Source organism: Streptomyces sp. NPDC054770, from assembly GCF_053611985.1.
This window is the reverse complement of record NZ_JBSHBL010000022.1, coordinates 84,328-105,623: the sequence shown is the minus strand read 5'-3', so window position 1 is coordinate 105,623 and position 21,296 is coordinate 84,328. Positions and strand designations below refer to the sequence as shown.

Genomic DNA, 21,296 nt, shown 5'->3' with positions numbered 1-21,296 from the left:
GCCAGGTCAAACCTCGGTAAAGCGCCTTGCTGAGTACCGTGTTTGGGCCATCAGCTGTCTTCATCCGTGTTCCGCACCGGGAGAGGGACGGACCCGGGGTCGGGGCCACGCGCGCACCGGAGGAAGGCAGGACGGGATGCTGCACAGAGGTCAAGAGAGCACGGGCGGGGCCGGGAGCGGGGAACTGGCGGTCCCGATGGCGTGGTTGTACGCCGAGTACATCGCCGACGAGCTGCTGCGCACCGGCGATCTCATGCCACCGACGTCCTTCGAGTTCCGGGCCGGCCGCGACGCGCTGGCGCTGACCATCTTCCTCTCCGACACGGACGGCGAACTGTCGGGCATCCGGGTCGTGTCCCAGTTGGAGACCTGGCTTTCGCTGACGGCGTACGACCAGCCGTGGCAGGACTGGGTTCGGGAACGTATGGCTGTACTGGGTGCCGAGGCGACCCGGTCGGGCGGGCCGTCACCGGACCTGGATCTGGCCGCGGCCGCCTGGCGCTGGCTGGAGGAGACCGAGCTGCTCGCGCCCGACCTGGACGCGGTACCGGGCGGCGGTTCGGTGTTCGGCGAGGACGACGGACCGAAGGTGTGGACGGCCGCCTGGCGGCTCGGTCTGCCCCTCGGTCATCTCGCCATCCATCTTTTTTGATTCAGGACCAATCCGCGGGCCCGGCCGCTCCGAATCCGTTGATTACGATTCTGTACGTGGCTTGAGTGAAACGGCTGCCGACTGCGTACGGGTGGGAGCAAGGAACAACGAGTAACCCCCACCCGCACCTTCGGCACGAGGATTCGGCATGAGGTCCCTGGAACGGCATCGCGACGTCGGCGCGTACGCGCTCGGCGTGCTGGACGAGGCGGAGGCGTTCCGCTTCGAGGACCATCTCATGGAGTGCCCCAGCTGTACGGCACACGTGACCGAGTTCGGCCCCGCGGCACGGCAGTTGATGCTGTACCGCAGGGCCACGCCGCGCTTCGTGCACCCCATGGCCCAGCCCGGCCCCCGGCTCCTCGACCGGCTGCTCGCCGAGGTCGCGAGCAGGCACCGCGCCAAGCGCCGCAAGCTGCTCTACGGCCTCGCCGCCTCGGTGGTCTTCGCGGTCGCCGGCCCCGGCATCGCGGTCTACGCCGGTCACGACGCGGCGCCGACCGTGCAGGTCACCGCGGCCACCGACGCGCAGTCGGGCATCTGGGCGCAGGTGAAGTCGGAGGACACCGACTCGGGCAGCTCGATCGTGCTGGAGGTCAAGGACCCGAACGGGCCGCGCTCCTGCCGTCTGGTCGCCGTCGGCCAGGACGGCTCCGAGCAGGTCGTCACCACCTGGGCGGAGCGGGACCACGACGGCCGGATGAGCACCATGACGGGCGGCTCCTCGATGCACCCGGACGAGATCGACCGCTACGAGGTGCGCAACTCGGACGGGCAGCGCCTGGTGACGCTGGACCCCAAGTGACCGCCGGCTACCGGAGCAGCCGCGACATCCGGCGGTCCGCGAGCGGCTTGCCGCCGGTCTGGCAGGTCGGGCAGTACTGCAGCGAGGAGTCGCTGAAGGACACCTCGCGGATGGTGTCGCCGCAGACCGGGCAGGGCTCGCCGGTCCGGCCGTGGACGCGCAGCCCGCTCTTCTTCTCGGCCTTGAGCCGCCCCGCCGCCAGGCCGTGGGAGCGCTCCACCGCCTCGGTGAGGGTGGCGCGCAGCGCCTCGTACAGGCGGTGCAGCTCCTCGGGCGTCAGGGACGCGGCCAGCTTGAACGGGGACATCTTCGCCGCGTGCAGGATCTCGTCGCTGTAGGCGTTGCCCACCCCGGCGATCAGGCTCTGGTCGCGCAGGGCGCCCTTCAGCTGCCGTCGCTCGGCCTTCAGCAGGGCCCCGAGGCGGTCCTCGTCGAAGTCCGCGGCGAGCGGGTCGGGGCCGAGCCGGGCGATACCGGGGACGTCCCGCGGGTCCCGGACGATGTACACGGCCAGCTTCTTCTGGGTGCCGGCCTCGGTGAGGTCGAAGCCCGCACCGGTCTCCAGAGCCACCCGCAGCGCCAGCGGTCCCTTGCCGGGACGCGGCAGCCCGTCCGGCAGCCGGTCCTTCCACTGGAGCCAGCCCGCACGGGCCAGGTGCGTGACGAACCGCAGTCCGCGGTCCCCCTCGATCTCCAGGAACTTGCCGTGCCGGTGCACGGCGACGACCTCGCTGCCCTCGAAGGCGCCGACCGGCGGGTCGTACGTCTTCAGGACGCTGATGGCGACCGGCAGCACGCGCACGGCCTGGTGGCCGACCAGGTTCTCGGTCAGGAAGTCCCTGAGCGCTTCGACCTCGGGCAGTTCGGGCATGCGTCCAGGGTGCCACCCCGGGGCCCGGACGCTCCGCCGGAAGTGCTGCATCAGGTCGTCCGGCGTCTGCGGCGCCGTGGGGGCTGGCCGCGCCCACGCGGCGGAGCCGCACATGTCTCGGCCCCGCGCCCCTTCGGGGCGCTGCCGCTTGGCCAGGGATCAGGTCCCGTCCTCCTTCTCCGGCATCCGGAACTCGCACCAGACCGCCTTGCCGCCGCCGCGTGCCTCCACGCCCCACACGTCGGCGATCTCGTCGACGAGCAGCAGCCCCCGGCCGGACACCCCGTCCTCGCCCGCCTCGCGGCGGCGCGGCAGGGCGCTGGAGGAGTCCTCGACCTCGACGCGCAGCCGGCGGTCGCTGCCGCCGAGGACCCGGAGGGTGACGATCGCGGAGCCCTCGGTGTGCATCAGCGCGTTGGTGATCAGCTCGTCGGCGACCAGCTCGATCTCGTCGGCGCGGTCCCCGGCGCCCCAGGCGCGGACGGCGGCGCGGACCATGTGCCGGGCCAGGGCGAGCGCCTCCGGGTCGCCGGAGGCCACGTGCTGCTGGAGGCGGCCGACGGCCTGCGCGGGGTCGGTGCCGCGGCGGCGCAGCAGGAGCAGGGCCACGTCGTCGTCGCCGCCGCGCTCCTCGGCGATCTCGATCAGCCGGTCGGCGAGGTCGCGGACGTCCTCGGGCCCCTCGGCGACCTGCTCGATCAGGGCCCGCATGCCCTCCCCGAGGTCGGTGCCGGGCTGCTCGACGAGCCCGTCGGTGCACAGCAGCAGCGTCTCGCCGGGGTCGAGCTCCAGGGTGGACACCGGGTATTCCAGGCTCTGGAACTCGGCGGAGAGACCGAGCGGGAGCCCGCCCTCGACGGGGACCCGGCGGCAGCCGCCGTCGGCGGCGCGGACCAGCGGGTCGATGTGCCCGGCGCGGACCACCTGGAGGACGCCGGTGGCCAGATCGGCCTCGGCGTACAGGCAGGTGGCGAAGCGGTCGGTGTCGAGCTCGTCCAGGAAGACGGAGGCGCGGGCCATCACGGTGGCCGGGGCGTGGCCCTCGGCGGCGTAGGCGCGCAGCACGATGCGGAGCTGGCCCATGACGGCCGCCGCGTGCGTGTCGTGCCCCTGGACGTCGCCGATGACCGCGCCGACCCGGCCGCCGGGCAGCGGGATCAGGTCGTACCAGTCGCCGCCGATGTCCCGGCCCAGGACACCGCCGGCGGTCGGGGAGCGGTAGCGGACGGCGATGTCGGCGCCGCGCACGCTGGGGATGGTGCGCGGCAGCATCGCCTGCTGGAGGCCCTGGGCGAGGTCTTTCTCCTGCTCGTAGAGCATGGCCCGCTGGAGGCTCTGCGCGATGCTGCTGCCGAGGGCGACCAGCACGGCGCGCTCCTCGGCGGAGAAGCCGTGCCGGTCGTTGTAGAGCAGGCCCATGGCGCCGATCGGGCGGGCCTGCGCGATCAGCGGCAGGTAGGCGGCCGAGGTGATGTGCAGGTCGGTGATGTGCGGCCACAGTATCGGGTAGCCCTCGGCGAACTCCTCCGGTGACTCGATGAAGCACGGGCTGAGGGTCCGCACCACCTCGCCCATCGGGTACGGCTCCTCTATCCGGGTGATCCGGGTGCCGGGCACGAAGCTGCCGGCCGGCCCCTCGGCGACCAGCCGGATCCGGCCGGCCTCGACCAGGCCCATCACCAGGCTGGTGGCGCCCAGGTTGGGGATGCCGTGGGTGTCCTTGAGGACGTCGATGACCTCCTGGACGCTGCGGGCGTGCGCGAGGGCGGCGGTGACCGCCTGGACGACCCCGGTCTGCCGGCGCAGCGCCTGCCCCTGGGCGTCCCGCAGGTTCCGCGCCTCGCCGTCCTCCAGCTCCTGGGTGGCGTCCCGGACGATCCCGACGACCCGGCGCGGGCGGCCGGTCTCGTCGCGCCGGATGTAGCCCTGGGTGTGGGTCCAGCGCGGGGTGCCGTCGCGGCGCCGGATGCGGAAGTACGTGCCGTAGTTCTCGCTGCCGTCCTTGATGGCCTGGGACACCACCGCGTCCAGTCTGCTGGACTCCGCGGGGGGTACCCGGGCGGCGAGGGTCTCGGGGCGGCCGTCGTACTCCTCGGGGGTCAGGTCGAACACCTCGTACGCCTGGGCGTCCATGTGGAAGAGGCCGGCGTCGAGGTCCCAGTCGAAGGTGCCCAGGTGGTTGAGCGCCAGGATCGGGTGGTCCGGGTGGGCGGGCCAGTCGTCCGGGAGAGACGGAGCGCGCGCTCCCCGATCAGCCATGGGGCCACCATGCCAGGGGAACCGATAACGGGCAATTCCTCCCTTATTGTCTGCTTCACTCGCTCGGGTTACGCAACCGGGGAGGCGCGGTACACAGGGTGACAGGCCCTGCCGATCCGGGGCCGCACAATGGAGACAGGCAGGAGCGCACGGCCGTGGACTGGTTCACCGCACCCGGGTACTGGCTGAGCCGGCTGGTCTTCCAGCGGGCCCTGGCCGGCGTGTACCTCGTCGGCTTCCTGGCGGCGGCGCTCCAGTTCCGGGCCCTGCTGGGCGAGCGCGGGATGCTGCCGATCCCGCGGTACGTCGCCCGGGTCCCGTTCCGGCGGGCCCCCAGCCTCTTCCACCTGCACTACTCGGACCGCTTCTTCGCGGGCTGTGCCTGGGCGGGCTGCGTGGTGTCGGCCGCGCTGCTCGCGGGAGCGGACGCCGAACTCCCGCTGTGGGCCGGGATGGTGCTGTGGCTGATCCCCTGGGCCCTGTACCTGTCCATCGTGAACGTCGGGCAGACCTGGTACGCGTTCGGCTGGGAGTCGCTGCTCCTGGAGACCGGCTTCCTCGCCGCGTTCCTGGGCAACGACGAGGTGGCCCCGCCGGTCGTGGTGCTCTTCCTGCTGCGCTGGATCCTGTTCCGGGTGGAGTTCGGGGCGGGCCTGATCAAGATGCGCGGGGACGCCTGCTGGCGCAAGCTGACCTGCCTCCACTACCACCACGAGACCCAGCCGATGCCGGGCCCGCTGAGCTGGTTCTTCCACCACCTGCCGGGGCCGGTGCACAAGGCGGAGGTGGCCGCGAACCACGTCACCCAGCTGCTGGTCCCCGTGCTGCTGTTCACCCCGCAGCCGATCGCGACGGCGGCCGCGTCCCTGATGATCCTCACCCAGCTGTGGCTGGTGGTCTCCGGGAACTTCTCCTGGCTGAACTGGATCACCATCGTGCTGGCCCTGTCGGCGCTCCGGCTGCCCACCGACCACACCGGGGCGCCGCCCGCCCCGCTCTGGTACGAGGTGGTCGTGCTCACCGTGGCCGCGCTGCTCCTCTACCTGAGCTACCACCCGGTGGTGAACATGGTCTCCCGCCGCCAGGTCATGAACCGCTCCTTCGACCCGCTCCACCTGGTCAACACCTACGGCGCGTTCGGCAGTGTCAGCCGGATCCGCTACGAGGTGGTGGTCGAGGGCACGCTGGACGGCACCCCGCGCGAGGACTCGGACTGGCGGGAGTACGAGTTCAGGGGCAAGCCGGGCGATCCCCGGCACTGGCCACGCCAGTTCGCGCCCTACCACCTCCGCCTGGACTGGCTGATGTGGTTCGCCGCGCTCTCCCCCGCGTACGCCGGCGACTGGTTCGGCGGCCTGGTGGAACGCCTCCTGGAGAACGACCGGGACACGCTGCGGCTGCTGCGCCGCTCCCCCTTCCCGCCCGACGAGCCCCCGCGCTTCGTCCGCGCCCGCATCTTCCGCTACCGCTACACCAGTTGGCGGGAGCTTCGGGAGACGGGCGCGTGCTGGGAGCGGACCTACGTACGGGAGTTCCTGCCGCCGACGCGGCTGGCGGGGGCCGCTCAGAGGCCGTAGACGCGGGTGGCGGTGGTCTCGAAGACGGCGGTGCGGTCGGCCGGGGCGATCAACTCCGTTGCCGCGTCGAAGACTTCGCCGTACGTCCCGGCCAGGACGCACACCGGCCAGTCCGAGCCGAACATCAGGCGGTCCGGGCCGAAGGCGTCCAGGACCGTCTCGGCGTACGGGCGCAGGTCGTCGACGGTCCAGGAGGCGGCGTCGGCCTCCGTGACCATGCCGGAGAGCTTGCACACGGTGTTGGGCAGGGCGGCGAGGGCGCGGACGGCGGTGGCCCAGGGTTCGAGGGTGCCGTCGGCGATGGGGGGTTTGCCCAGGTGGTCCAGGACGAAGGTGAGTTGCGGGTGGGTCTCCGCGGCCTTGGCGGCGGCCGGGAGCTGGTGGGCCTGGACGATCAGGTCGTAGACCAGGCCCGCGTCCGCGAGCGCGGCCAGGCCGCGGCCGACGTCCGGGCGCAGCAGCCACTCCGGGTCGGGTTCGCCCTGGACCTGGTGGCGGATGCCCTTCAGGTAGGAGCCGCCGGGGAGTGCGCGCAGGCGGGCGAGTTCCTCGGTGACGTCCGGGCGGGTCAGGTCGGTCCAGCCGACCACCCCGGCGACCAGGTCGTGGGTGTCGGCGAGGGCGAGGAACTCGGGGGTCTCCTCGGGGACGGTGATCGTCTGGACCAGGACCGTGCCGGTAACCCCGGCCGCGGCCGCCTCGGGTTCGAGGTCCTCGACGGTGAAGTTCCGCCTGAGCGGCTGGAGTTCGGGTCCGGCGATCCAGTCCTGGTCGCGTACCGAGAGGTCCCAGACGTGGTGGTGGGCATCGACGGTCATGGCAGCTCCCATACGACGGGCAGACCGGCCTCCGAGCCCGCCTCGGAGTAGTCGTGGACGCCGTCGAGAAGCTCGGCCATCCGGGCCTGCCAGGCCACGTTGACCGGGAGCTTCTCCAGTTCGGCGAGGAGGTGACCGTAGTCCGCGCAGTCGAGGACGTGGAAGAGGTCGGTGCCGCTGCGCCAGATGGTCCAGGAGGTGGCGCCGGCCGCGCGGATGGCGTCGGTGAGTTCGGCGGGGACCTCGCGGTGGGCGGCCTCGTACGCGGGGATGCGGTCGGCGTGCACCTTGGTGTGCAGGGCGACTCTCATGACGGGTCCTCCGTGGGCACGGGGACGTCGGCGGGCAGCAGGCCGGTGGCGTGCAGCTCCTGCCAGAAGGCGGCGGGGACGTGGGTGGCGAACTGCCTGGCCCCGTCCTCGATCTCCGCCGCGGAACGGGCCCCGACCAGGACGCTCGCCACGGCCGGGTGGGCCGCGCAGAAGGCGAGGGCGGCGGCGCGCAGGGTGGTGCCGTGCTGCTCGGCGAGTTCCTTCAGACGCAGGGCACGGGACAGCAACTCGCCCGACACCTGGGCGTAGTTGTAGGTGGCGTCCGGCTTCGGGTCGGCCAGCAGGCCGGAGTTGAAGGCCCCGCCGATCACCACCGAGGTGCCGCGTTCCTCGGCCGCCGGGAGGAGGTCGGCGAGGGCGCTCTGGTCGAGGAGGGTGTAGCGGCCCGCGCACAGCACCACGTCGATGTCGGTGTCCCGGACGAACCGGGTGAGCATGGCCGTCTGGTTCATGCCGGCGCCGATCGCGCCCACGATCCCCTCGGCGCGGAGCTTCTCCAGGGCCGGGTAGCCCTCGCGGAAGGCCTCTTCGGCGTGTTCGTCGGGGTCGTGCAGGTAGACGACGTCGATCCGGTCGAGGCCGAGCCGCTCCAGGCTCCCCTCCAGGGTGCGGCGGATACCGTCGTCGGTGAAGTCCCAGACCCGGCGCAGCGTGTCGGGCACGGCGAAGCCGTTGGCGAGGTCGTCACCGTCGCCGGGCCCGGGCTCCAGCCGGCGGCCGACCTTGGTGGAGAGGGTGTACGCGTCCCGGTCGTACGGGCTCAGGGCCTCGCCCAGCCGCCGCTCCGACAGCCCCAGGCCGTAGTGCGGAGCGGTGTCGAAGTAGCGGATGCCCTGCTGCCAGGCGGCGGTGACGGTGTCGTGCGCCTGCTGGTCGGGGATTTCGGTGTAGAGGTTGCCGATCACGGCGGCGCCGAGGCCCAGCGGGCCGACCTGGACGCCGCTGCGGCCGAGGGCGTTCACTGGCCCACCGGGCGCAGCCTGAGGCCCTGCATGCCGCCATCGACGGCGAGGGAGGTGCCGGTGGTGGCGCCGGACAGCGGGCTGGCGAGGTAGGCGATGGCGCCGGCGACCTCGGCGGCGGAGACCAGACGCCCGGCGGGCTGGCGGGCCTCCAGGGCGGCGCGTTCGGCGGCCGGGTCGGACGCCCTGTCGAGGAGCCGGCCGATCCACGGGGTGTCCGCCGTGCCGGGGTTGACGCAGTTGACCCGGATGCCCTCGCGGACGTGGTCGGCGGCCATGGCCAGGGTGAGCGAGTACACGGCGCCCTTGGTGGCGCTGTACAGGGCGCGCTGCGGCAGGCCCGCGGTGGCGGCGATGGAGCAGGTGTTGACGATCGCCGCGTGCTCCGAGCGGCGCAGGTGCGGCAGGGCGGCGCGAGCGGCGCGGACCATGCCGAGGACGTTGACGTCGAAGACCCGGCGCCATTCGTCGTCGTCGTTGTCCTCGACCGTGCCCTGGGCGCCGATGCCGGCGTTGTTGACAAGCACGTCGAGGCCGCCGAGCGCTTCCACGGCGCTCGTCACGGCCGTCCGCACGGACGCGTCGTCGGTGACGTCTGCCTGGAACCCCAGCAGCGGCTTCTCGACGGAGGACGGGTCGAGGTCGAGGACGGCGACCTGCGCGCCGCGCTCGGCGAGGAGGTCGGCCGTGGCCCTGCCGATCCCGGAGGCCCCTCCGGTGACCAGGGCCTTCAGCCCCTCGAAGTCGGTCATGCCGCCTGTCCCTTCTGCGTTTCCGGATCGGCGGCCCAGAAGGTGCCGCCCGGATAGGTGTACTCCGCGACGGACTCCGGTCGCATGGCGGCCGAGTAGCCCGGTGCGGTGGGTGCCGTGTAGTGACCTTCGCGGATCACCACCGGATCGAGGAAGTGGTCGTGCAGATGATCGACGTACTCGATCACCCGGTCCTCGGTGGTGCCGGAGACGGCCAGGTAGTCGAACATCGAGAGGTGCTGGACGAGTTCGCACAGTCCGACGCCGCCCGCGTGCGGGCAGACCGGGACACCGAACTTGGCCGCGAGCAGCAGGATGGCGAGGTTCTCGTTGACGCCGGCGACCCGGACCGCGTCGATCTGGACGACGTCGATGGCACCCGCCTGGAGCAGCTGCTTGAAGATGATCCGGTTCTGGACGTGCTCGCCGGTGGCGACCTTGACCGGGGCGACCGCCCGGCGGATCGCCGCGTGGCCGAGGATGTCGTCCGGACTGGTGGGCTCCTCGATCCAGTACGGGTCGAACTCGGCGAGGGCCTTGGTCCAGCGGATCGCCTCGTCGACGTTCCAGCGCTGGTTGGCGTCGACGGCCATCCGGATGTCCGGGCCGACGACCCGGCGGGCGACCCGGCAGCGCCGGATGTCGTCCTCGATGTCGGCGCCCACCTTCAGCTTGATCTGCTTGAAGCCGTCGGCGACCGCCTGGGCGGCGAGCCGGGTGAGCTTCTCGTCGTCGTAGCCGAGCCAGCCGGCGGAGGTGGTGTAGGCGGGGAAGCCGCGCTCCAGGAGCCGGGCCCGGCGTTCGTCCGCGCCCTCGCGGCCCCGGCGCAGGATGGCCAGGGCCTCCTCGGGGGTGAGGGCGTCGGTGAGGTAGCGGAAGTCGATCTGGCTGACGATCCACTCGGGTTCGGCGTCGGCGAGCAGCTGCCACAGGGGTTTTCCGGCGCGGCGGGCGGCGAGGTCCCAGACGGCGTTGGTCACCGCGCCGATCGCCATGTGCATCACGCCCTTCTCGGGGCCGAGCCAGCGCAGCTGGCTGTCGCCGATCAGGTCCCGGTAGAGGGATCCGGGGTCGTCGCAGATCTCGTCGACCGCGCGGCCGAGCACATGGTTCCGCAACGCGTCGATCGCGGAGACCTGGACGTCGTTGCCCCGCCCGATGGTGAACGTGAACCCGTGCCCCGCGTGCCCGTCGCCCGCGTCGGTGCGCAGCACCACGTAGGCCGCCGAGTAGTCGGGGTCCGGGTTCATCGCGTCGGAGCCGTCGAGCTCGCGCGAGGTGGGGAAGCGGATGTCGTAGGTCTCGAGCGCGATGACGCGACTGGAGGGGCCGGGGCTCGGGGACACGGATTGCCTTTCCGTCGGGGGATTTCGGACGCGGACCGGTCAGTCCTGGGCCCGTCCCGTGGTGACACGGGCGATCATGAGGGCGACGAGGATGATGCCGCCGTAGATGGCCTGGATCCAGAACGACGGCACCTGCGCCAGGGTGAGCAGGTTCTGTACGACCCCCAGAAGGAGTACGCCGGTCAGGGCGCCGAACATGGTGCCCTTGCCGCCGTCCAGGCTGATGCCGCCGATCACCGCCGCGGCGAAGACCGTGAAGATCATGTTGTTGCCCTGGTTGGCGCTGATCGCGCCCACGTACCCGGTCTGCATGATCCCGCCGACGGAGGCGAGGACCCCGGCCACCACGAACACCCCGAGCATCACCCGGTCGACGCGGATGCCGGCGGCGCGGGCCGCGTCGGCGTTGCCGCCGATGGCGTAGAGGGCGCGGCCGACCCGGTGGTACTTCAGCACAAGGCCGGTGACCGCGAAGGCGACCGCGGCCAGCCACACCGACATGGGGACGCTGAGGAACGTGGAGGTGGCCAGGGTGAAGAAGCTGTCGGGCATCCCGAACAGGGTCTTGCCCTTGGTGGCGCCGACCAGCACACCGCGCAGCACGATCAGCATCGCGAGCGTCACGATGAACGCGTTGAGCTTGAACTTGACGACCAGGATCCCGTTGAAGGCGCCGACCGCCGCGCCGACGACCAGGATCGCCACCATGGCGAGGGCGGCGGGGAACTCGGTGCCCCAGCCGGACTCGGCCGACGGCAGGACGAGCAGGGCGCCGACGGCGGGGGCGATGCCGACGACCGACTCCAGGGAGAGGTCGAACTTGCCGGTGATCAGGACCAGCGACTCAGCGAGCACCACCATCGCGAGCGCGGCGGAGGCGCCGAGGATGGAGATCAGGTTGCGCTCGGTGAGGAACGAGTCGTTGACCACCGCGCCCAGCACCATGAGCAGCAACAGGGCCGGGACGAGGGCGAGTTCACGGGCCCGGCGCAGCAGGACGGTACGGGCCGCGCGCGGGTCCGGGGAGCGCACCGGGGTGAGCGGCGGGGCCTTGGTCTCAGCCATGGTTCACTCCTTCGGGCATGGAGTCCACTCCTTCTATGGAGGCGATCAGCTCGTGGTCGTGCCAGCCGGCCGGGTGCTCGGCGACGATCCGGCCGTGGAAGAGGACGAGGACGCGGTCGCAGCGGCGCAGGTCGTCCAGTTCGTCGGAGACGACCAGCACGGCGGTGCCGTCCTCACGGGCGCTGTCCACGCGGGCCAGCAGCGATTCCTTGGACTTCACGTCGACGCCCGCGGTGGGGTTGACCAGGACCAGCAGCCGGGGGTCGGAGGCGAGCGCGCGGGCCATCACGACCTTCTGCGCGTTGCCGCCGGACAGGTCGGAGACGGGCTGGTCGGGGCCCTCGGCGTGGATGTCGAGGCGTTCGATCAGGCCGGTGGCGAAGCCGCGCTTGCGGTCGGTGCCGACGAACCCGCCGCGGCCGAGCCGGTCAAGGACGGTCATGGTGGCGTTGTCGCCGATGCTCATGCCGGGGACCAGGCCCTGGTCGTGCCGGTCCCGGGGCACGAAGCCGACACCGGCCTTCAGCGCGGCGTGCACATCACCGAACGGGAGCTTCCCGTCGGCCAGTCGAGCCGAGCCACCGGTCGGGGTGCGCAGGCCGGCGATGGTCTCGGCGAGTTCGATCTTGCCGCTGCCGCTGGTGCCGGCGAGGCCGACGACCTCGCCGCCGCGGACGGTGAGGTCGATCCCGTCGTACGACTCGGAGGTGAGCCCGCTGGTGCTGAGGACGACGGGCGCCTCGGCGGCCACCGCGTCCCGTGCCGCCTGTTCCTGCCGGGTCACGGCCTCCCCCGCCATCGCCTCCACCAGGGCGGCCCTGGGCAGGTCGGCGACGGGGGCGGTGGTGATCCAGCGGGCGTCGCGGAGCACGGTGACGGTCTGGCAGACCTCGTAGACCTCCTGGAGGTGGTGCGAGATGAACAGGAAGGTCACGCCCGAGTCCTGGAGCGCCCGCATCCGGCCGAACAGCCGCTCGATCTCCCGGTTGTCGAGCTGGGCGGTCGGTTCGTCGAGCACGATGAACCGGGCGCCGAAGCTCAACGCCCGGGCGATCTCGACCATTTGGCGGTCCTCGACCTTGAGGTCGGCGGTGCGCGCCTCGGGGTCGACGCGGACGTCCCAGGTGTCGAGGAGCGCGGCTGCCTCGCCGCGCAGCCGGCGCCAGCTGATGAAACCCCGGTGCAGGGGCTGCCGGTTGATGAACAGGTTCTCGGCGACCGTCAGCTCCGGTACGACCGTGGGCTTCTGGTAGACGCAGGCGACCTTGCGCCGCCAGGCGTCCCGGTCGGCGAGCGGGGGCGCGGGTTCGCCGTCGAAGCGGACCGTGCCCTCGTCCGGGGCCTGGAGGCCGGTGAGGACGTTGACCAGGGTGGACTTGCCGGCGCCGTTGCGGCCGACGAGGGCGTGGGACTCGCCGGGCAGGACGGTGAGCCGGCCGTCGGCGAGGGCGACGGTGGGGCCGTACCGCTTGACGATGTCCCGGGCCTCAACTAGTGGCGTGATCATTTGACCGTGTTGCCCCACAGCTTCGGGTCGTCCACGTTGTCCTTGGTGACCAGGGGTGCCGGGAGCTGGTCCTCCAGGATGCCGCTCGCCAGCTTGACGATCGTGGAGTCGTGGTCGGTCGGACCGGGCTTGAAGGTCTTCCCCTCCATCGCCGCCTTGATGTAGTACATGCCGTACTTGGCGTAGGCGTCGGCGGGCTGGGAGACGGTGGCGTCGATCTGGCCCTTGCGGATGGCGTCGTACTCCTGCGGGATGCCGTCGTTGGAGACGATCACTATGTGCCCGCTCTGCCCGGCGGTCTTGAGCATGCCCTTGGACTTGAGGGTCTGCAGGGTCGGGGCGAGGTAGACGCCGCCGGCCTGCATGTAGATGCCCTTGATGTCGGGGTTGGCGTTGAGCAGGGTGCTCAGCTGGGAGGCGGCCGTGTCGGACTCCCACTTGGCGGGGATCTCCAGGACCTTGAGCTTGGGGTACTTCTTCTTCACGCAGGTACGGAACGCCTCGGAGCGGTCCCGGCCGTTGACCGAGGCCAGATCGCCCATGATCTGCACGACCTTGCCGCTGGTGACGTGCTGGCCGAGGTAGTCGCAGGCCTTGGTGCCGTAGGCGACGTTGTCGGCGCGCACCACCATGGCGACCTTGCCCTTGTCGGGCGCCACGTCCACGGCGACGACCGGCACACCCTTGCGCTCGGCCTGGTCCAGGCCCGCCTCGATGGCGGCGCTGTCGAGCGGCGCGACGACGAGCCCCTTCACGCCCTGGTTGAGCTCGTTGTTGATGTCGGTGATCTGCTGCGAGGGGTCGCTGTTGGAGTTGACCGTCTTCAGCGCGTCCACGCCCTCGGACTTCGCCATCTTGGGCACGTAGTCGTTGTACGACTGCCAGAACGGCGAGGTCAGCAGGGGCAGGATCACCCCGACCTTGCCGGTGCCGCCGCCTCCGGCGCTGCCGCTGCCGGTGTCCTTGGTGCTGCCGCATGCCGTGAGCACGAGGGCGCCGCACGCGGCCACGGCCGCCGTACGCACCGCCCACGCGTTCACTCGCCTGTTGTGCCGTCCGTTCCGCGCCGTCCAGCCGGCCATCTGTCAGCTCCTCATCGAGCGTGATCGAGCAGTTGTCCGCATACTTATCAGACCACTCAGCGATTTCAACACCCCGCGGACGCGATTTTCCCGTCGAACGAGCCATAGTGGTCCGACCACATCACTGACTAGACTTCGGCGCACCGGCGACAGGAGGAGCAGTGTGGACGAGACGGTCCCGCAGAAGGGCACGGTGACGCAGCGCGCCATCGAGCGCATCAAGGCGATGATCGCGGAGGGCCGCCTGGAGCCGGGCCAGCGGCTGCCGACGGAACGGGATCTCGCCGCCCAGCTGGGCATGTCCCGCAGCTCCATGCGCGAGGCGATCCGCGCGCTCACGGTCCTGGGCGTCCTGGAGGCCCGGCACGGCTCGGGCATCTATGTCACCCAGCTGGAGGCGGGCGACCTGCTGGAGACGTTCGGTGTGGTCGCCGATCTGTCACGCGGGCCGCAGCTGGTGGAGCTGCTGGAGGTGCGGCGGGTCCTGGAGTCGACGGCGACGGCACTGGCCGCGGCGCGGATCACGGCCGACCAGCTGGCGGAGGTGGAGAAGCACCTGACGGCCATGAACGCGACGGAGGATCCCGAGGAGATCCTCGCGCACGACCTCGCCTTTCACCGGGTGATCGCGGGCGCCGCGGGGAACGACACGATGGCCGCGATCCTGGAGGGGCTGTCGTCGCGGACCTTCCGGGCCCGGGTGTGGCGGGGGTACGAGGAGGAGGGTGCGTTCGCTCGGACGCGCCGCGAGCACGCCGCCATCCACCGGGCGCTGGTGGCCCGGGATCCGGAGGCGGCGCGTGCGGCGGCGGCCGCGCATGTGGGTGAGGTGGAGGAGTGGCTGCGCGCACAGTTGGCCGGGTAGGCCGATGCTTTCGACTGCGGGTGCGTTGTGGCTGGTCGCGCCCACACGGCGGAGCCGCAAATGGATACAGCCCGCGCCCCTGACGGGGCGCTCAGGCTCGCCGGAGTCGCAGAGTCACCAGCTCGAACGGGCGCAGGCGCAGTCCGACACTGTTGCCGACGTGCTCCGGCGCGTCGGCCGACGGACGCTCCAAGAGGTCCGTCGCCGTGACGCCCCCGACGTCGAAGCCCGCCGTCAGCGTCGCGCGGGCCCGGCCGCCGTGGGCCTCGTGCAAACGGACCACCACATCGCCGCTGCCGTCGTCCGCAAGCTTCACCGCCGTGATCACCACCGCGTCGTTGTCGACCGTGACCAGCGGGGCGACATCGCTCGCGCCCGTCACCCGGCGCTCGGGCAGGTTGATCCGCCAGCCCTCGCGTACCGCGTCGCCGATCCCCGCGCCCGGCACCAGCGCGTGCCGGAAGCGGTGGATGCCCTGGTCGGTCTCGGGGTCCGGGAAGCGGGGCGCCCGCAGCAGCGAGACCCGGACCGTGGTCGTCGTACCCCGGTCGCCGTCCGTGCGGACGCTGCGCGTCACGTCGTGGCCGTACGTCGAGTCGTTGACGACCGCCACGCCCCAGCCCGGTTCGCCCAGTTGGACGAAGCGGTGGTTGCAGGCCTCGAACTTGGCCCACTCCCATGAGGTGTTGGTGTGGGTCGGGCGGTGGAAGTGCCCGAACTGGGTCTCGGACGCGTACCGCTCGGCGTGCAGGTCAAGGGGGAAGGCCAGCTTCAGGAACTTCTCCGTCTCGTGCCAGTCGACCTCCGTCTCGATGAGCAGCCGGCGTTCGCCCGGCGGCAGCGACAGCACCTGGGTGACGCGGGAGGAGCCGAAGGACCGTACGATCCGGACGGACCGGCCGTCCTCGCCGGAGGCCAGCTCGTCGGTGTCCGTGAGGTCGGTGACCGCGTTGCGGTAGAAGGCGTCGACGTCCCAGGCGTCCCACATGTTGGGGAAGTCCGGGTGGAGCTGGAGCAGGTTGGCGGCCGTGCCGGGGGCGATGGTCTCGCGGTCGGCGGCCGGGTCGTAGGCGGACACGACAAGGCCGCGGGCGTCGATCCCGATGCGCAGGAGGCCGTTGTCGAGGACGTATCCGCCCTCGGGCCGCTCCGAGACCGTCACCTCCCCGGACGGCTGCTCCGGCCCCGCGCCCCCGGCGGGGACGCCACCCCGGCTGTGCGGTGCCGCGTTGAAGAACAGCGTCCGGTCGCCGTCGCCCGCCAGCGCGCGCTGGGCGGCGTCGATGATCCCGTCGAGTTCGGCGGCGACCCGCTGGTACGTGGCCCGGGCCTCCCGGTGCACCCAGGCGATCGACGAGCCCGGCAGGATGTCGTGGAACTGGTGGAGCAGGACCGTCTTCCAGATGCGGTCCAACTCCTCGTAGGGATAGCGGAATCCGGCGCGCACGGCAGCGGTCGCCGCCCACAGCTCGGCCTCCCTCAGGAGGTGTTCGCTGCGCCGGTTGCCCTGTTTGGTCTTCGCCTGGCTGGTGAGGGTGGCGCGGTGGAGTTCGAGGTAGAGCTCGCCGACCCAGACCGGCGGGTCCGGGTATTCGGCCTGCGCCTTCGCGAAGAACTCCCGCGGGGTTTCCCAGACGACCGTCGGCGAGCCTTCCAGGTCCCGTACCCGGGCCGCCTTGGCGACCATCTCGCGGGTCGTGCCGCCACCCCCGTCACCCCAGCCGGTGGGTGCGAGGGAGTGCCGGGCGCGGCCCTTGTCCTTGAAGTTGCGGGCCGCGTGGGCGAGTTCGCTGCCCTTCATGGAGCAGTTGTAGGTGTCGACCGGCGGGAAGTGCGTGAAGATCCGGGTGCCGTCGATGCCCTCCCACCAGAAGGTGTGGTGCGGGAACCTGTTCGTCTGGGACCAGGAGATCTTCTGGGTCAGGAGCCGTGTCGAGCCCGCCGCCCTGATGATCTGCGGGAGCCCGGCGGCGAAGCCGAAGGTGTCGGGCAGCCAGGCCTCGTCGTTCTCGATGCCGAACTCGTCCAGGAAGAACCGCTTGCCGTGCACGAACTGACGGGCCATCGCCTCCGAGCCCGGCATGTTGGTGTCGGACTCCACCCACATCCCACCCGCCGGCACGAACCGCCCGTCCGCGACCGCCTTCTTCACCCGCGCCCACACCTCGGGCCGGTGCTCCTTCACCCACGCCCACTGCTGGGCCTGGGACATGGCGAACACGAAGTCGGGCTCGTCCTCGATGAGGGCGGTCATGTTGGCGGTGGTGCGGGCGACCTTGCGGACGGTCTCGCGCAGCGGCCACAGCCACGCCGAGTCGATGTGGGCGTGCCCGACCGCGCTGATCCGGTGCGCGGAGGGCGCGGCGGGGACGGCGAGGACCTCGGCGAGACACGCACGCGCCCGTTCCGCCGTGCCGTTCACGTCCTGGAGGTCGACGGCGTCCAGGGCCCGCTCGACCGCGCGCAGGATCTCGTACCGGCGCTGGGCGTCGGCCGGCAGCTCGGCCATCAGCTCGCCGAGCACCTCCAGGTCGATGACGAGCTGCCACACGGTCTCGTCGAGGACGGCGAGGTCCATCCGGGTGAGCGTGTACTGCGGTTCCTGCCCGGCGGTGTCCTTGTCGCCGAGCCAGGTGGGCCGGAAGGGGTGGTAGTCGAGGATGACCGGGTTGGAGGCGGCCTCGACGTGCAGCCGTACCTCCTCGCCGCCGGCCACCGGGGCGCCGACCCGCACCCACTGGTTGCGCGGGTTGAGGCCCTTCACGGGGGTGCCGTCGGGCCGGTAGACCAGGCCCTCGCACTGGAAGCCGGGCATGTTCTCGTCGAACCCGAGGTCCAGGAGGGCCTCCACGGTCCGCCCTGCCCACTCCTCGGGGACGGTCCCGGTCACCCGGAACCAGCTGGTGCCCCACGGAGCACCCCACCGGGCGCCCACGGCGATCGGCTCGGGCTCTGCCGCGAGTCCCTCGGCGACCGGCACGGGCTCGCCGGGCGCGTGCCAGACCGCGACGTCGAGCGGTACGGACTCGGGGTACACGGCGGGGCGGATGCGCTCGTCGAGGACGCGCCGGAGGCGGGCTTCGACCAGGCTGCGGTCGTCATGCATGTGGGGTGCTCCGTTTGTTGGTTACCGGTTACCAGGTGTGCGTGACGGTGACGGGGTCCGACGAGGTGTACAGCTCCCCTACCGCGCGCACTTCGAACCGTGCCGTCGTCTCTCCCTGCTCCGGCTGGAGGCCGGTCAGGAAACAGGCCCGCTGGCCGGTGGCGCCGAGGAAGCGCCGGGTGCCGTCGGGCAGCAGCCGGTGCAGGGTGTACTGCCGCACGCCACCCGGCGCGGCGTCCCAGACGAGCCGCAGGCTGCCGCCGTCGGCCCCGGTGATCTGCGCGGCGGCGGGAGCGGCGGGGGTGCTCGGCTCCTCCCGTACGGCGATGCCGCCGAGCCGCCACTGGACGGGCCCCTCGGTCGCGGTGAGGCGGACACCGAGGGCGTGGACGGTGCCGGAGAGACCGGTCAGCGGGACGGTCGCGGTCGTCCAGCCGTCACCGCCGGAGTCCACCGGCAGGTAGCTGTACGGCGGCGCCGCACCGGCGCTGCCCGGTTCGGCGGTGGCGACGGCGAGTTCGACGTCCACGCTTCCTGCGTCGGTCCGGTACGTCAGCTCGACGACCGTCCGGTCCGTGATCGGGAGCTGGGTCGCGTAGAGGTCCAGGACCGCGGGCTGGTCCAGTGCGCCGTTGACCAGCACGCTGCTGCCGCCCCGCCAGGCGGCCGCGAAGTCGAAGGTCACGGCCGGTCCGGTGCCCGTCGTGCGGACCGCCCACCGCCGCGAGGGCAGCCGGTCCTGCAGGCCGAGGTGATTCCAGGGCGCGTCCGAGGCGACCTCGCCGTCCTCGTACCAGCGCAGCCCGTGCCCCGTGTTGAAGACGCTGGCGAACGGCACCGCCGACACCGTCGACCGGTCCGCCACCGAGACCGCCGGCGCCCGCCAGGGATCCGTGCTGTCGGGCCGGGACGGGTCCAGTGACCGTCCGGTCCAGAACCGGTCGTCGGCGGCGTGGAAGTCGCCGGGGGTGCGGCTCGCGGGCAGGTGGTTGCGGGTCCACTCGGGCCGGTAGAAGCCGACGGACGTGACGTGCGCCGAGCCGCCGGGCACCATCGCGTCCCAGTTCACGGAGGTGTTGGAGCCGTTGGACTCTACATCGACCCCGGCCCACAAGTCGTAGCGGCTGCGCCCGAGTTGCACCGCATTCGTGCCCGACGCGGCGAGCGTCGAGGCGCTCCACCGGAAGTCCACGAACATGTCGTCGGCGGCCTGGAAGAACGACTGGTTCTGGCTGTTCAGCGCGCCCTGCCAGCTGACCGTGCCGTTGACGGTCATCGCGTCGTACCAGGTGACCCGCTGTCCCCGGGCCGTCGCGAGGGACTTGAGTTCGGTGACGAAGCCGAGCATGGCGGTGCCGAGGGCGGTGTTGCCGCCGCTGGTCTCGGCGTTCACGAACCAGCCGTCGAAGCCGTAGGCGGCGGCCAGGGCGACGAGCTGGGCCGCAAGGGGGTAGTGCCCGGTGGTGTCCGTCTGGACCAGGTCGCGGGTCCACTGGAGCTGGCCGCCGTAGGCGGTGGGCGGCAGGAAGATGTTGCCGAGGACGGGCACGCCGTGCCGGTGGGCCGCGTCGACGATCGGCGCGTTCGGGGCGAGGATCAGCCCCTCTCCGGCCGAGCCGCCCCAGAAGACCAGCTCGTCGAGGTACGCCCAGTGGGTGAGGGCGTAGTAGTCGGCGGTGGCCGAGCCCTGGGAGGGGTTGCTGGAGGTCGGTCCGAAGGACACCAGCGACTGGATGCGGGCCTGCCCGGAGCGGGCGGTGGTGTTGGCGGGGGTCGGGGTGAAGCGGGCGGCGAGCGGCACGGAGGCGGCGTTGAAGGCGAGGTCGGTGTCGCCGGCCGCCGTCCAGGCCTTCAGGCTGCGCCAGGTGATGCCGGTGCCCGGGCTGCCGGAGGGGAACGAGTCCGGGTAGAAGTAGGACGCGTACGGCGGGGCGGCCGTGGTGGCGGCAGCGGTGGCCTTCGGGGTGGCCTTCGGGGTGGCGGCCGTGGCGGGGGTGGGCAGGAACGCGGCCGCGGTGGCGGCGACGAGGACGGTGCGTCTGCTGGGGTTCACGAGCGGGTGCCTCCTTGTGGGGTGGGGAGAACCTGTTCGGGGCTGACGACTTCGGTGATGCCGCGCGCGGTGAGATGGTCCCGGTCGGCGGCACGGCTGTCGAGGACGGTGGTGGGCCGGGCGCCGTCGGCGGCGAGCCGGAAGTACGCGTCGAAGACGGGGCCGCCGGGCGCGCATCGGGAGCGCAGGGCCGGCTCGGAGGGCACGACGAGTGCCGTGCCGCGCGTCGTCGCCGCTCCGGACTCGGCCGCCGCGAGGACGTGGGCGATGTCCTTGGGCTTGCGGTCGTTGGTCAACAGGCCGAGCCCGTATTCGAGTTCGGGGAAGTCGGCGAGGCTCCGGCTGACGTCGTGGGAGCACCACCAGGTGATGCCCCACAGGTCGGGGCAGTCCAGTGCGGCGGTGATCGTCGCCTCGGCGAAGGCGGCCGCGTGCTCGGCGGGGATCAGCGGCGCGGGGGCACCGACCTCCTGGAGCCAGACGGGCCGGTGTGCGTCCTCGGCCCAGGCCTTGCTCAGCTCCACCAGGTACGCGGCGTGCTGCTCGGTCTGCGGGGCGGTGCGGCCGTGCCGCTGGGCGGTGCCGTTGAACACCCAGGAGTGCACGGCGGTGACGTCGCCGAGGCGGGCCGAGTGGGCGGGGGTGAAGGGCTGGTCGTCCTGGTACCAGGCCGCGTCGTAGGAGGCGTGCAGGTGCAGCCGGCCGGGGGCGGCCTCGGCGCAGGCGGCCAGCAGCCGTCCGAGCCACTGTTCCGCCTCCGCCGCGCTGATCCGGTCCGGATCGGGGTGCGGTCCCGCGGCGAACTGGTTGACCTCGTTGCCGATGGTCATCCCGATGAAGTTGGGCCGGTCCGCGAGGGCCGCGGCGAGGGTGCGCAGATAGGCGGCCTCGCCCTCGACGACCTGCGGGTCGGTGAAGAGGTTGCGCCGGTGCCAGGTGCGGGTCCAGGCGGGCAGGAAGTCGAAGCTGCTCAGGTGCCCCTGCAGACCGTCGACGTTGACGTCCAGGCCGCGTTCGGCGGCCGCGTCGGCGAGGGCGAGGAGCTGCTCGACGGCGCGGGGGCGGATCAGGGTGCGGTCGGGCTGGAAGTAGGGCCACAGCGGGAAGACCCGGATGTGGTCCAGGCCGAGTGCGGCGATCGAGTCGAGGTCGGCCCGTACTGAGTCCAGGTCGAAGTCGAGCCAGTGGTGGAACCACCCTTCGCTCGGGGTGTAGTTGACGCCGAAGCGCACGGCCTCAGGCAT

Annotated in this window: 17 protein-coding genes; 4 read left to right on the top strand and 13 right to left on the bottom strand. The window is 71.9% G+C overall.

Annotated features, from left to right (window positions below; translation table 11 throughout):
• Positions 1 to 136: 136 nt before the first annotated feature.
• Entirely contained in the window at positions 137 to 652 is a 516-nt protein-coding gene (locus ACWGKQ_RS21080; RefSeq protein ID WP_453293449.1) for a hypothetical protein, read from the top strand.
• A 148-nt stretch (positions 653 to 800) separates the two neighbouring features.
• A complete protein-coding gene (locus tag ACWGKQ_RS21075) occupies positions 801 to 1,457 on the top strand; it encodes a zf-HC2 domain-containing protein (RefSeq protein ID WP_453293448.1) in 657 nt (218 codons plus the stop codon).
• Between the two features lie 7 nt (positions 1,458 to 1,464).
• On the opposite strand, the gene ACWGKQ_RS21070 is transcribed toward ACWGKQ_RS21075, so the two are convergent.
• Both ACWGKQ_RS21070 and ACWGKQ_RS21065 read right to left on the bottom strand, forming a co-directional pair.
• Positions 1,465 to 2,328 carry an Fpg/Nei family DNA glycosylase gene (locus ACWGKQ_RS21070; RefSeq protein WP_453293447.1) on the bottom strand — a complete coding sequence of 288 codons (864 nt, stop codon included), beginning with the start codon at positions 2,326 to 2,328 and terminating at the stop codon, positions 1,465 to 1,467.
• 159 nt (positions 2,329 to 2,487) lie between these two features.
• The gene (locus ACWGKQ_RS21065) at positions 2,488 to 4,587 is read right to left on the bottom strand and encodes a SpoIIE family protein phosphatase (RefSeq protein WP_453293446.1); all 2,100 of its coding nucleotides are present in this window, start codon (positions 4,585 to 4,587) and stop codon (positions 2,488 to 2,490) included.
• Positions 4,588 to 4,742: 155 nt separating this feature from the next.
• Here ACWGKQ_RS21065 and ACWGKQ_RS21060 point away from each other — a divergent pair, with 155 nt between their 5' ends.
• The gene (locus tag ACWGKQ_RS21060) at positions 4,743 to 6,164 is read left to right on the top strand and encodes a lipase maturation factor family protein (RefSeq protein ID WP_453293445.1); all 1,422 of its coding nucleotides are present in this window, start codon (positions 4,743 to 4,745) and stop codon (positions 6,162 to 6,164) included.
• On the opposite strand, the gene ACWGKQ_RS21055 is transcribed toward ACWGKQ_RS21060, so the two are convergent.
• From ACWGKQ_RS21055 to ACWGKQ_RS21020, 8 genes are read right to left on the bottom strand one after another with little or no spacing between them, the layout of a single operon-like run.
• Positions 6,152 to 6,982 (bottom strand): amidohydrolase family protein, encoded by an 831-nt coding sequence (locus ACWGKQ_RS21055; RefSeq protein ID WP_453293444.1) that lies wholly within the window; start codon positions 6,980 to 6,982, stop codon positions 6,152 to 6,154. The two genes, ACWGKQ_RS21060 and ACWGKQ_RS21055, sit on opposite strands and share 13 nt — an antisense overlap.
• The gene (locus ACWGKQ_RS21050) at positions 6,979 to 7,293 is read right to left on the bottom strand and encodes an L-rhamnose mutarotase (protein WP_453293443.1); all 315 of its coding nucleotides are present in this window, start codon (positions 7,291 to 7,293) and stop codon (positions 6,979 to 6,981) included. The genes ACWGKQ_RS21055 and ACWGKQ_RS21050 overlap by 4 nt, the downstream gene beginning before the upstream one ends.
• Positions 7,290 to 8,276 (bottom strand): aldo/keto reductase, encoded by a 987-nt coding sequence (locus ACWGKQ_RS21045; protein ID WP_453293442.1) that lies wholly within the window; start codon positions 8,274 to 8,276, stop codon positions 7,290 to 7,292. Before ACWGKQ_RS21045 ends, ACWGKQ_RS21050 begins: the two co-directional genes overlap by 4 nt.
• A complete protein-coding gene (locus tag ACWGKQ_RS21040) occupies positions 8,273 to 9,028 on the bottom strand; it encodes an SDR family NAD(P)-dependent oxidoreductase (protein WP_453293441.1) in 756 nt (251 codons plus the stop codon). The genes ACWGKQ_RS21045 and ACWGKQ_RS21040 overlap by 4 nt, the downstream gene beginning before the upstream one ends.
• Positions 9,025 to 10,374 (bottom strand): L-fuconate dehydratase, encoded by a 1,350-nt coding sequence (locus ACWGKQ_RS21035; protein ID WP_453293440.1) that lies wholly within the window; start codon positions 10,372 to 10,374, stop codon positions 9,025 to 9,027. The genes ACWGKQ_RS21040 and ACWGKQ_RS21035 overlap by 4 nt, the downstream gene beginning before the upstream one ends.
• A 39-nt stretch (positions 10,375 to 10,413) precedes the next feature.
• Positions 10,414 to 11,439, bottom strand: coding sequence for an ABC transporter permease (locus ACWGKQ_RS21030; RefSeq protein WP_453293439.1), 1,026 nt, complete (start codon positions 11,437 to 11,439; stop codon positions 10,414 to 10,416).
• Complete coding sequence (locus tag ACWGKQ_RS21025) at positions 11,432 to 12,946, bottom strand: sugar ABC transporter ATP-binding protein (protein ID WP_453293438.1); 1,515 nt, start codon at positions 12,944 to 12,946, stop codon at positions 11,432 to 11,434. The genes ACWGKQ_RS21030 and ACWGKQ_RS21025 overlap by 8 nt, the downstream gene beginning before the upstream one ends.
• Positions 12,943 to 14,028 (bottom strand): sugar ABC transporter substrate-binding protein, encoded by a 1,086-nt coding sequence (locus ACWGKQ_RS21020; RefSeq protein WP_453293437.1) that lies wholly within the window; start codon positions 14,026 to 14,028, stop codon positions 12,943 to 12,945. The genes ACWGKQ_RS21025 and ACWGKQ_RS21020 overlap by 4 nt, the downstream gene beginning before the upstream one ends.
• 163 nt (positions 14,029 to 14,191) lie before the next feature.
• On the opposite strand from ACWGKQ_RS21020, the gene ACWGKQ_RS21015 reads away from it, so the two are divergent.
• Positions 14,192 to 14,893, top strand: coding sequence for a FadR/GntR family transcriptional regulator (locus ACWGKQ_RS21015; protein WP_453293436.1), 702 nt, complete (start codon positions 14,192 to 14,194; stop codon positions 14,891 to 14,893).
• Positions 14,894 to 14,984: 91 nt separating this feature from the next.
• Here the strand turns inward: ACWGKQ_RS21015 and ACWGKQ_RS21010 are convergent, their stop codons facing one another.
• The 3 genes from ACWGKQ_RS21010 to ACWGKQ_RS21000 are packed head-to-tail and all read right to left on the bottom strand — an operon-like array spanning position 14,985 to position 21,296.
• Complete coding sequence (locus tag ACWGKQ_RS21010) at positions 14,985 to 17,999, bottom strand: alpha-mannosidase (protein WP_453293435.1); 3,015 nt, start codon at positions 17,997 to 17,999, stop codon at positions 14,985 to 14,987.
• A 28-nt stretch (positions 18,000 to 18,027) separates the two neighbouring features.
• Complete coding sequence (locus tag ACWGKQ_RS21005) at positions 18,028 to 20,052, bottom strand: endo-beta-N-acetylglucosaminidase (protein WP_453293434.1); 2,025 nt, start codon at positions 20,050 to 20,052, stop codon at positions 18,028 to 18,030.
• Positions 20,049 to 21,296 carry a glycoside hydrolase 5 family protein gene (locus tag ACWGKQ_RS21000; protein WP_453293433.1) on the bottom strand — a complete coding sequence of 416 codons (1,248 nt, stop codon included), beginning with the start codon at positions 21,294 to 21,296 and terminating at the stop codon, positions 20,049 to 20,051. Before ACWGKQ_RS21000 ends, ACWGKQ_RS21005 begins: the two co-directional genes overlap by 4 nt.

What these genes read in the sequence shown, in the direction of transcription:
- ACWGKQ_RS21020 (WP_453293437.1), bottom strand. Translation starts at nt 14,028, where the DNA reads ATGGCCGGCTGGACGGCGCGGAACGGACGGCACAACAGGCGAGTGAAC.
- ACWGKQ_RS21010 (WP_453293435.1), bottom strand. Translation starts at nt 17,999, where the DNA reads ATGCATGACGACCGCAGCCTGGTCGAAGCCCGCCTCCGGCGCGTCCTC.
- ACWGKQ_RS21050 (WP_453293443.1), bottom strand. Translation starts at nt 7,293, where the DNA reads ATGAGAGTCGCCCTGCACACCAAGGTGCACGCCGACCGCATCCCCGCG.
- ACWGKQ_RS21040 (WP_453293441.1), bottom strand. Translation starts at nt 9,028, where the DNA reads ATGACCGACTTCGAGGGGCTGAAGGCCCTGGTCACCGGAGGGGCCTCC.
- ACWGKQ_RS21080 (WP_453293449.1), top strand. Translation starts at nt 137, where the DNA reads ATGCTGCACAGAGGTCAAGAGAGCACGGGCGGGGCCGGGAGCGGGGAA.
- ACWGKQ_RS21065 (WP_453293446.1), bottom strand. Translation starts at nt 4,587, where the DNA reads ATGGCTGATCGGGGAGCGCGCGCTCCGTCTCTCCCGGACGACTGGCCC.
- ACWGKQ_RS21075 (WP_453293448.1), top strand. Translation starts at nt 801, where the DNA reads ATGAGGTCCCTGGAACGGCATCGCGACGTCGGCGCGTACGCGCTCGGC.
- ACWGKQ_RS21030 (WP_453293439.1), bottom strand. Translation starts at nt 11,439, where the DNA reads ATGGCTGAGACCAAGGCCCCGCCGCTCACCCCGGTGCGCTCCCCGGAC.
- ACWGKQ_RS21025 (WP_453293438.1), bottom strand. Translation starts at nt 12,946, where the DNA reads ATGATCACGCCACTAGTTGAGGCCCGGGACATCGTCAAGCGGTACGGC.
- ACWGKQ_RS21055 (WP_453293444.1), bottom strand. Translation starts at nt 6,982, where the DNA reads ATGACCGTCGATGCCCACCACCACGTCTGGGACCTCTCGGTACGCGAC.
- ACWGKQ_RS21000 (WP_453293433.1), bottom strand. Translation starts at nt 21,296, where the DNA reads ATGCCTGAGGCCGTGCGCTTCGGCGTCAACTACACCCCGAGCGAAGGG.
- ACWGKQ_RS21070 (WP_453293447.1), bottom strand. Translation starts at nt 2,328, where the DNA reads ATGCCCGAACTGCCCGAGGTCGAAGCGCTCAGGGACTTCCTGACCGAG.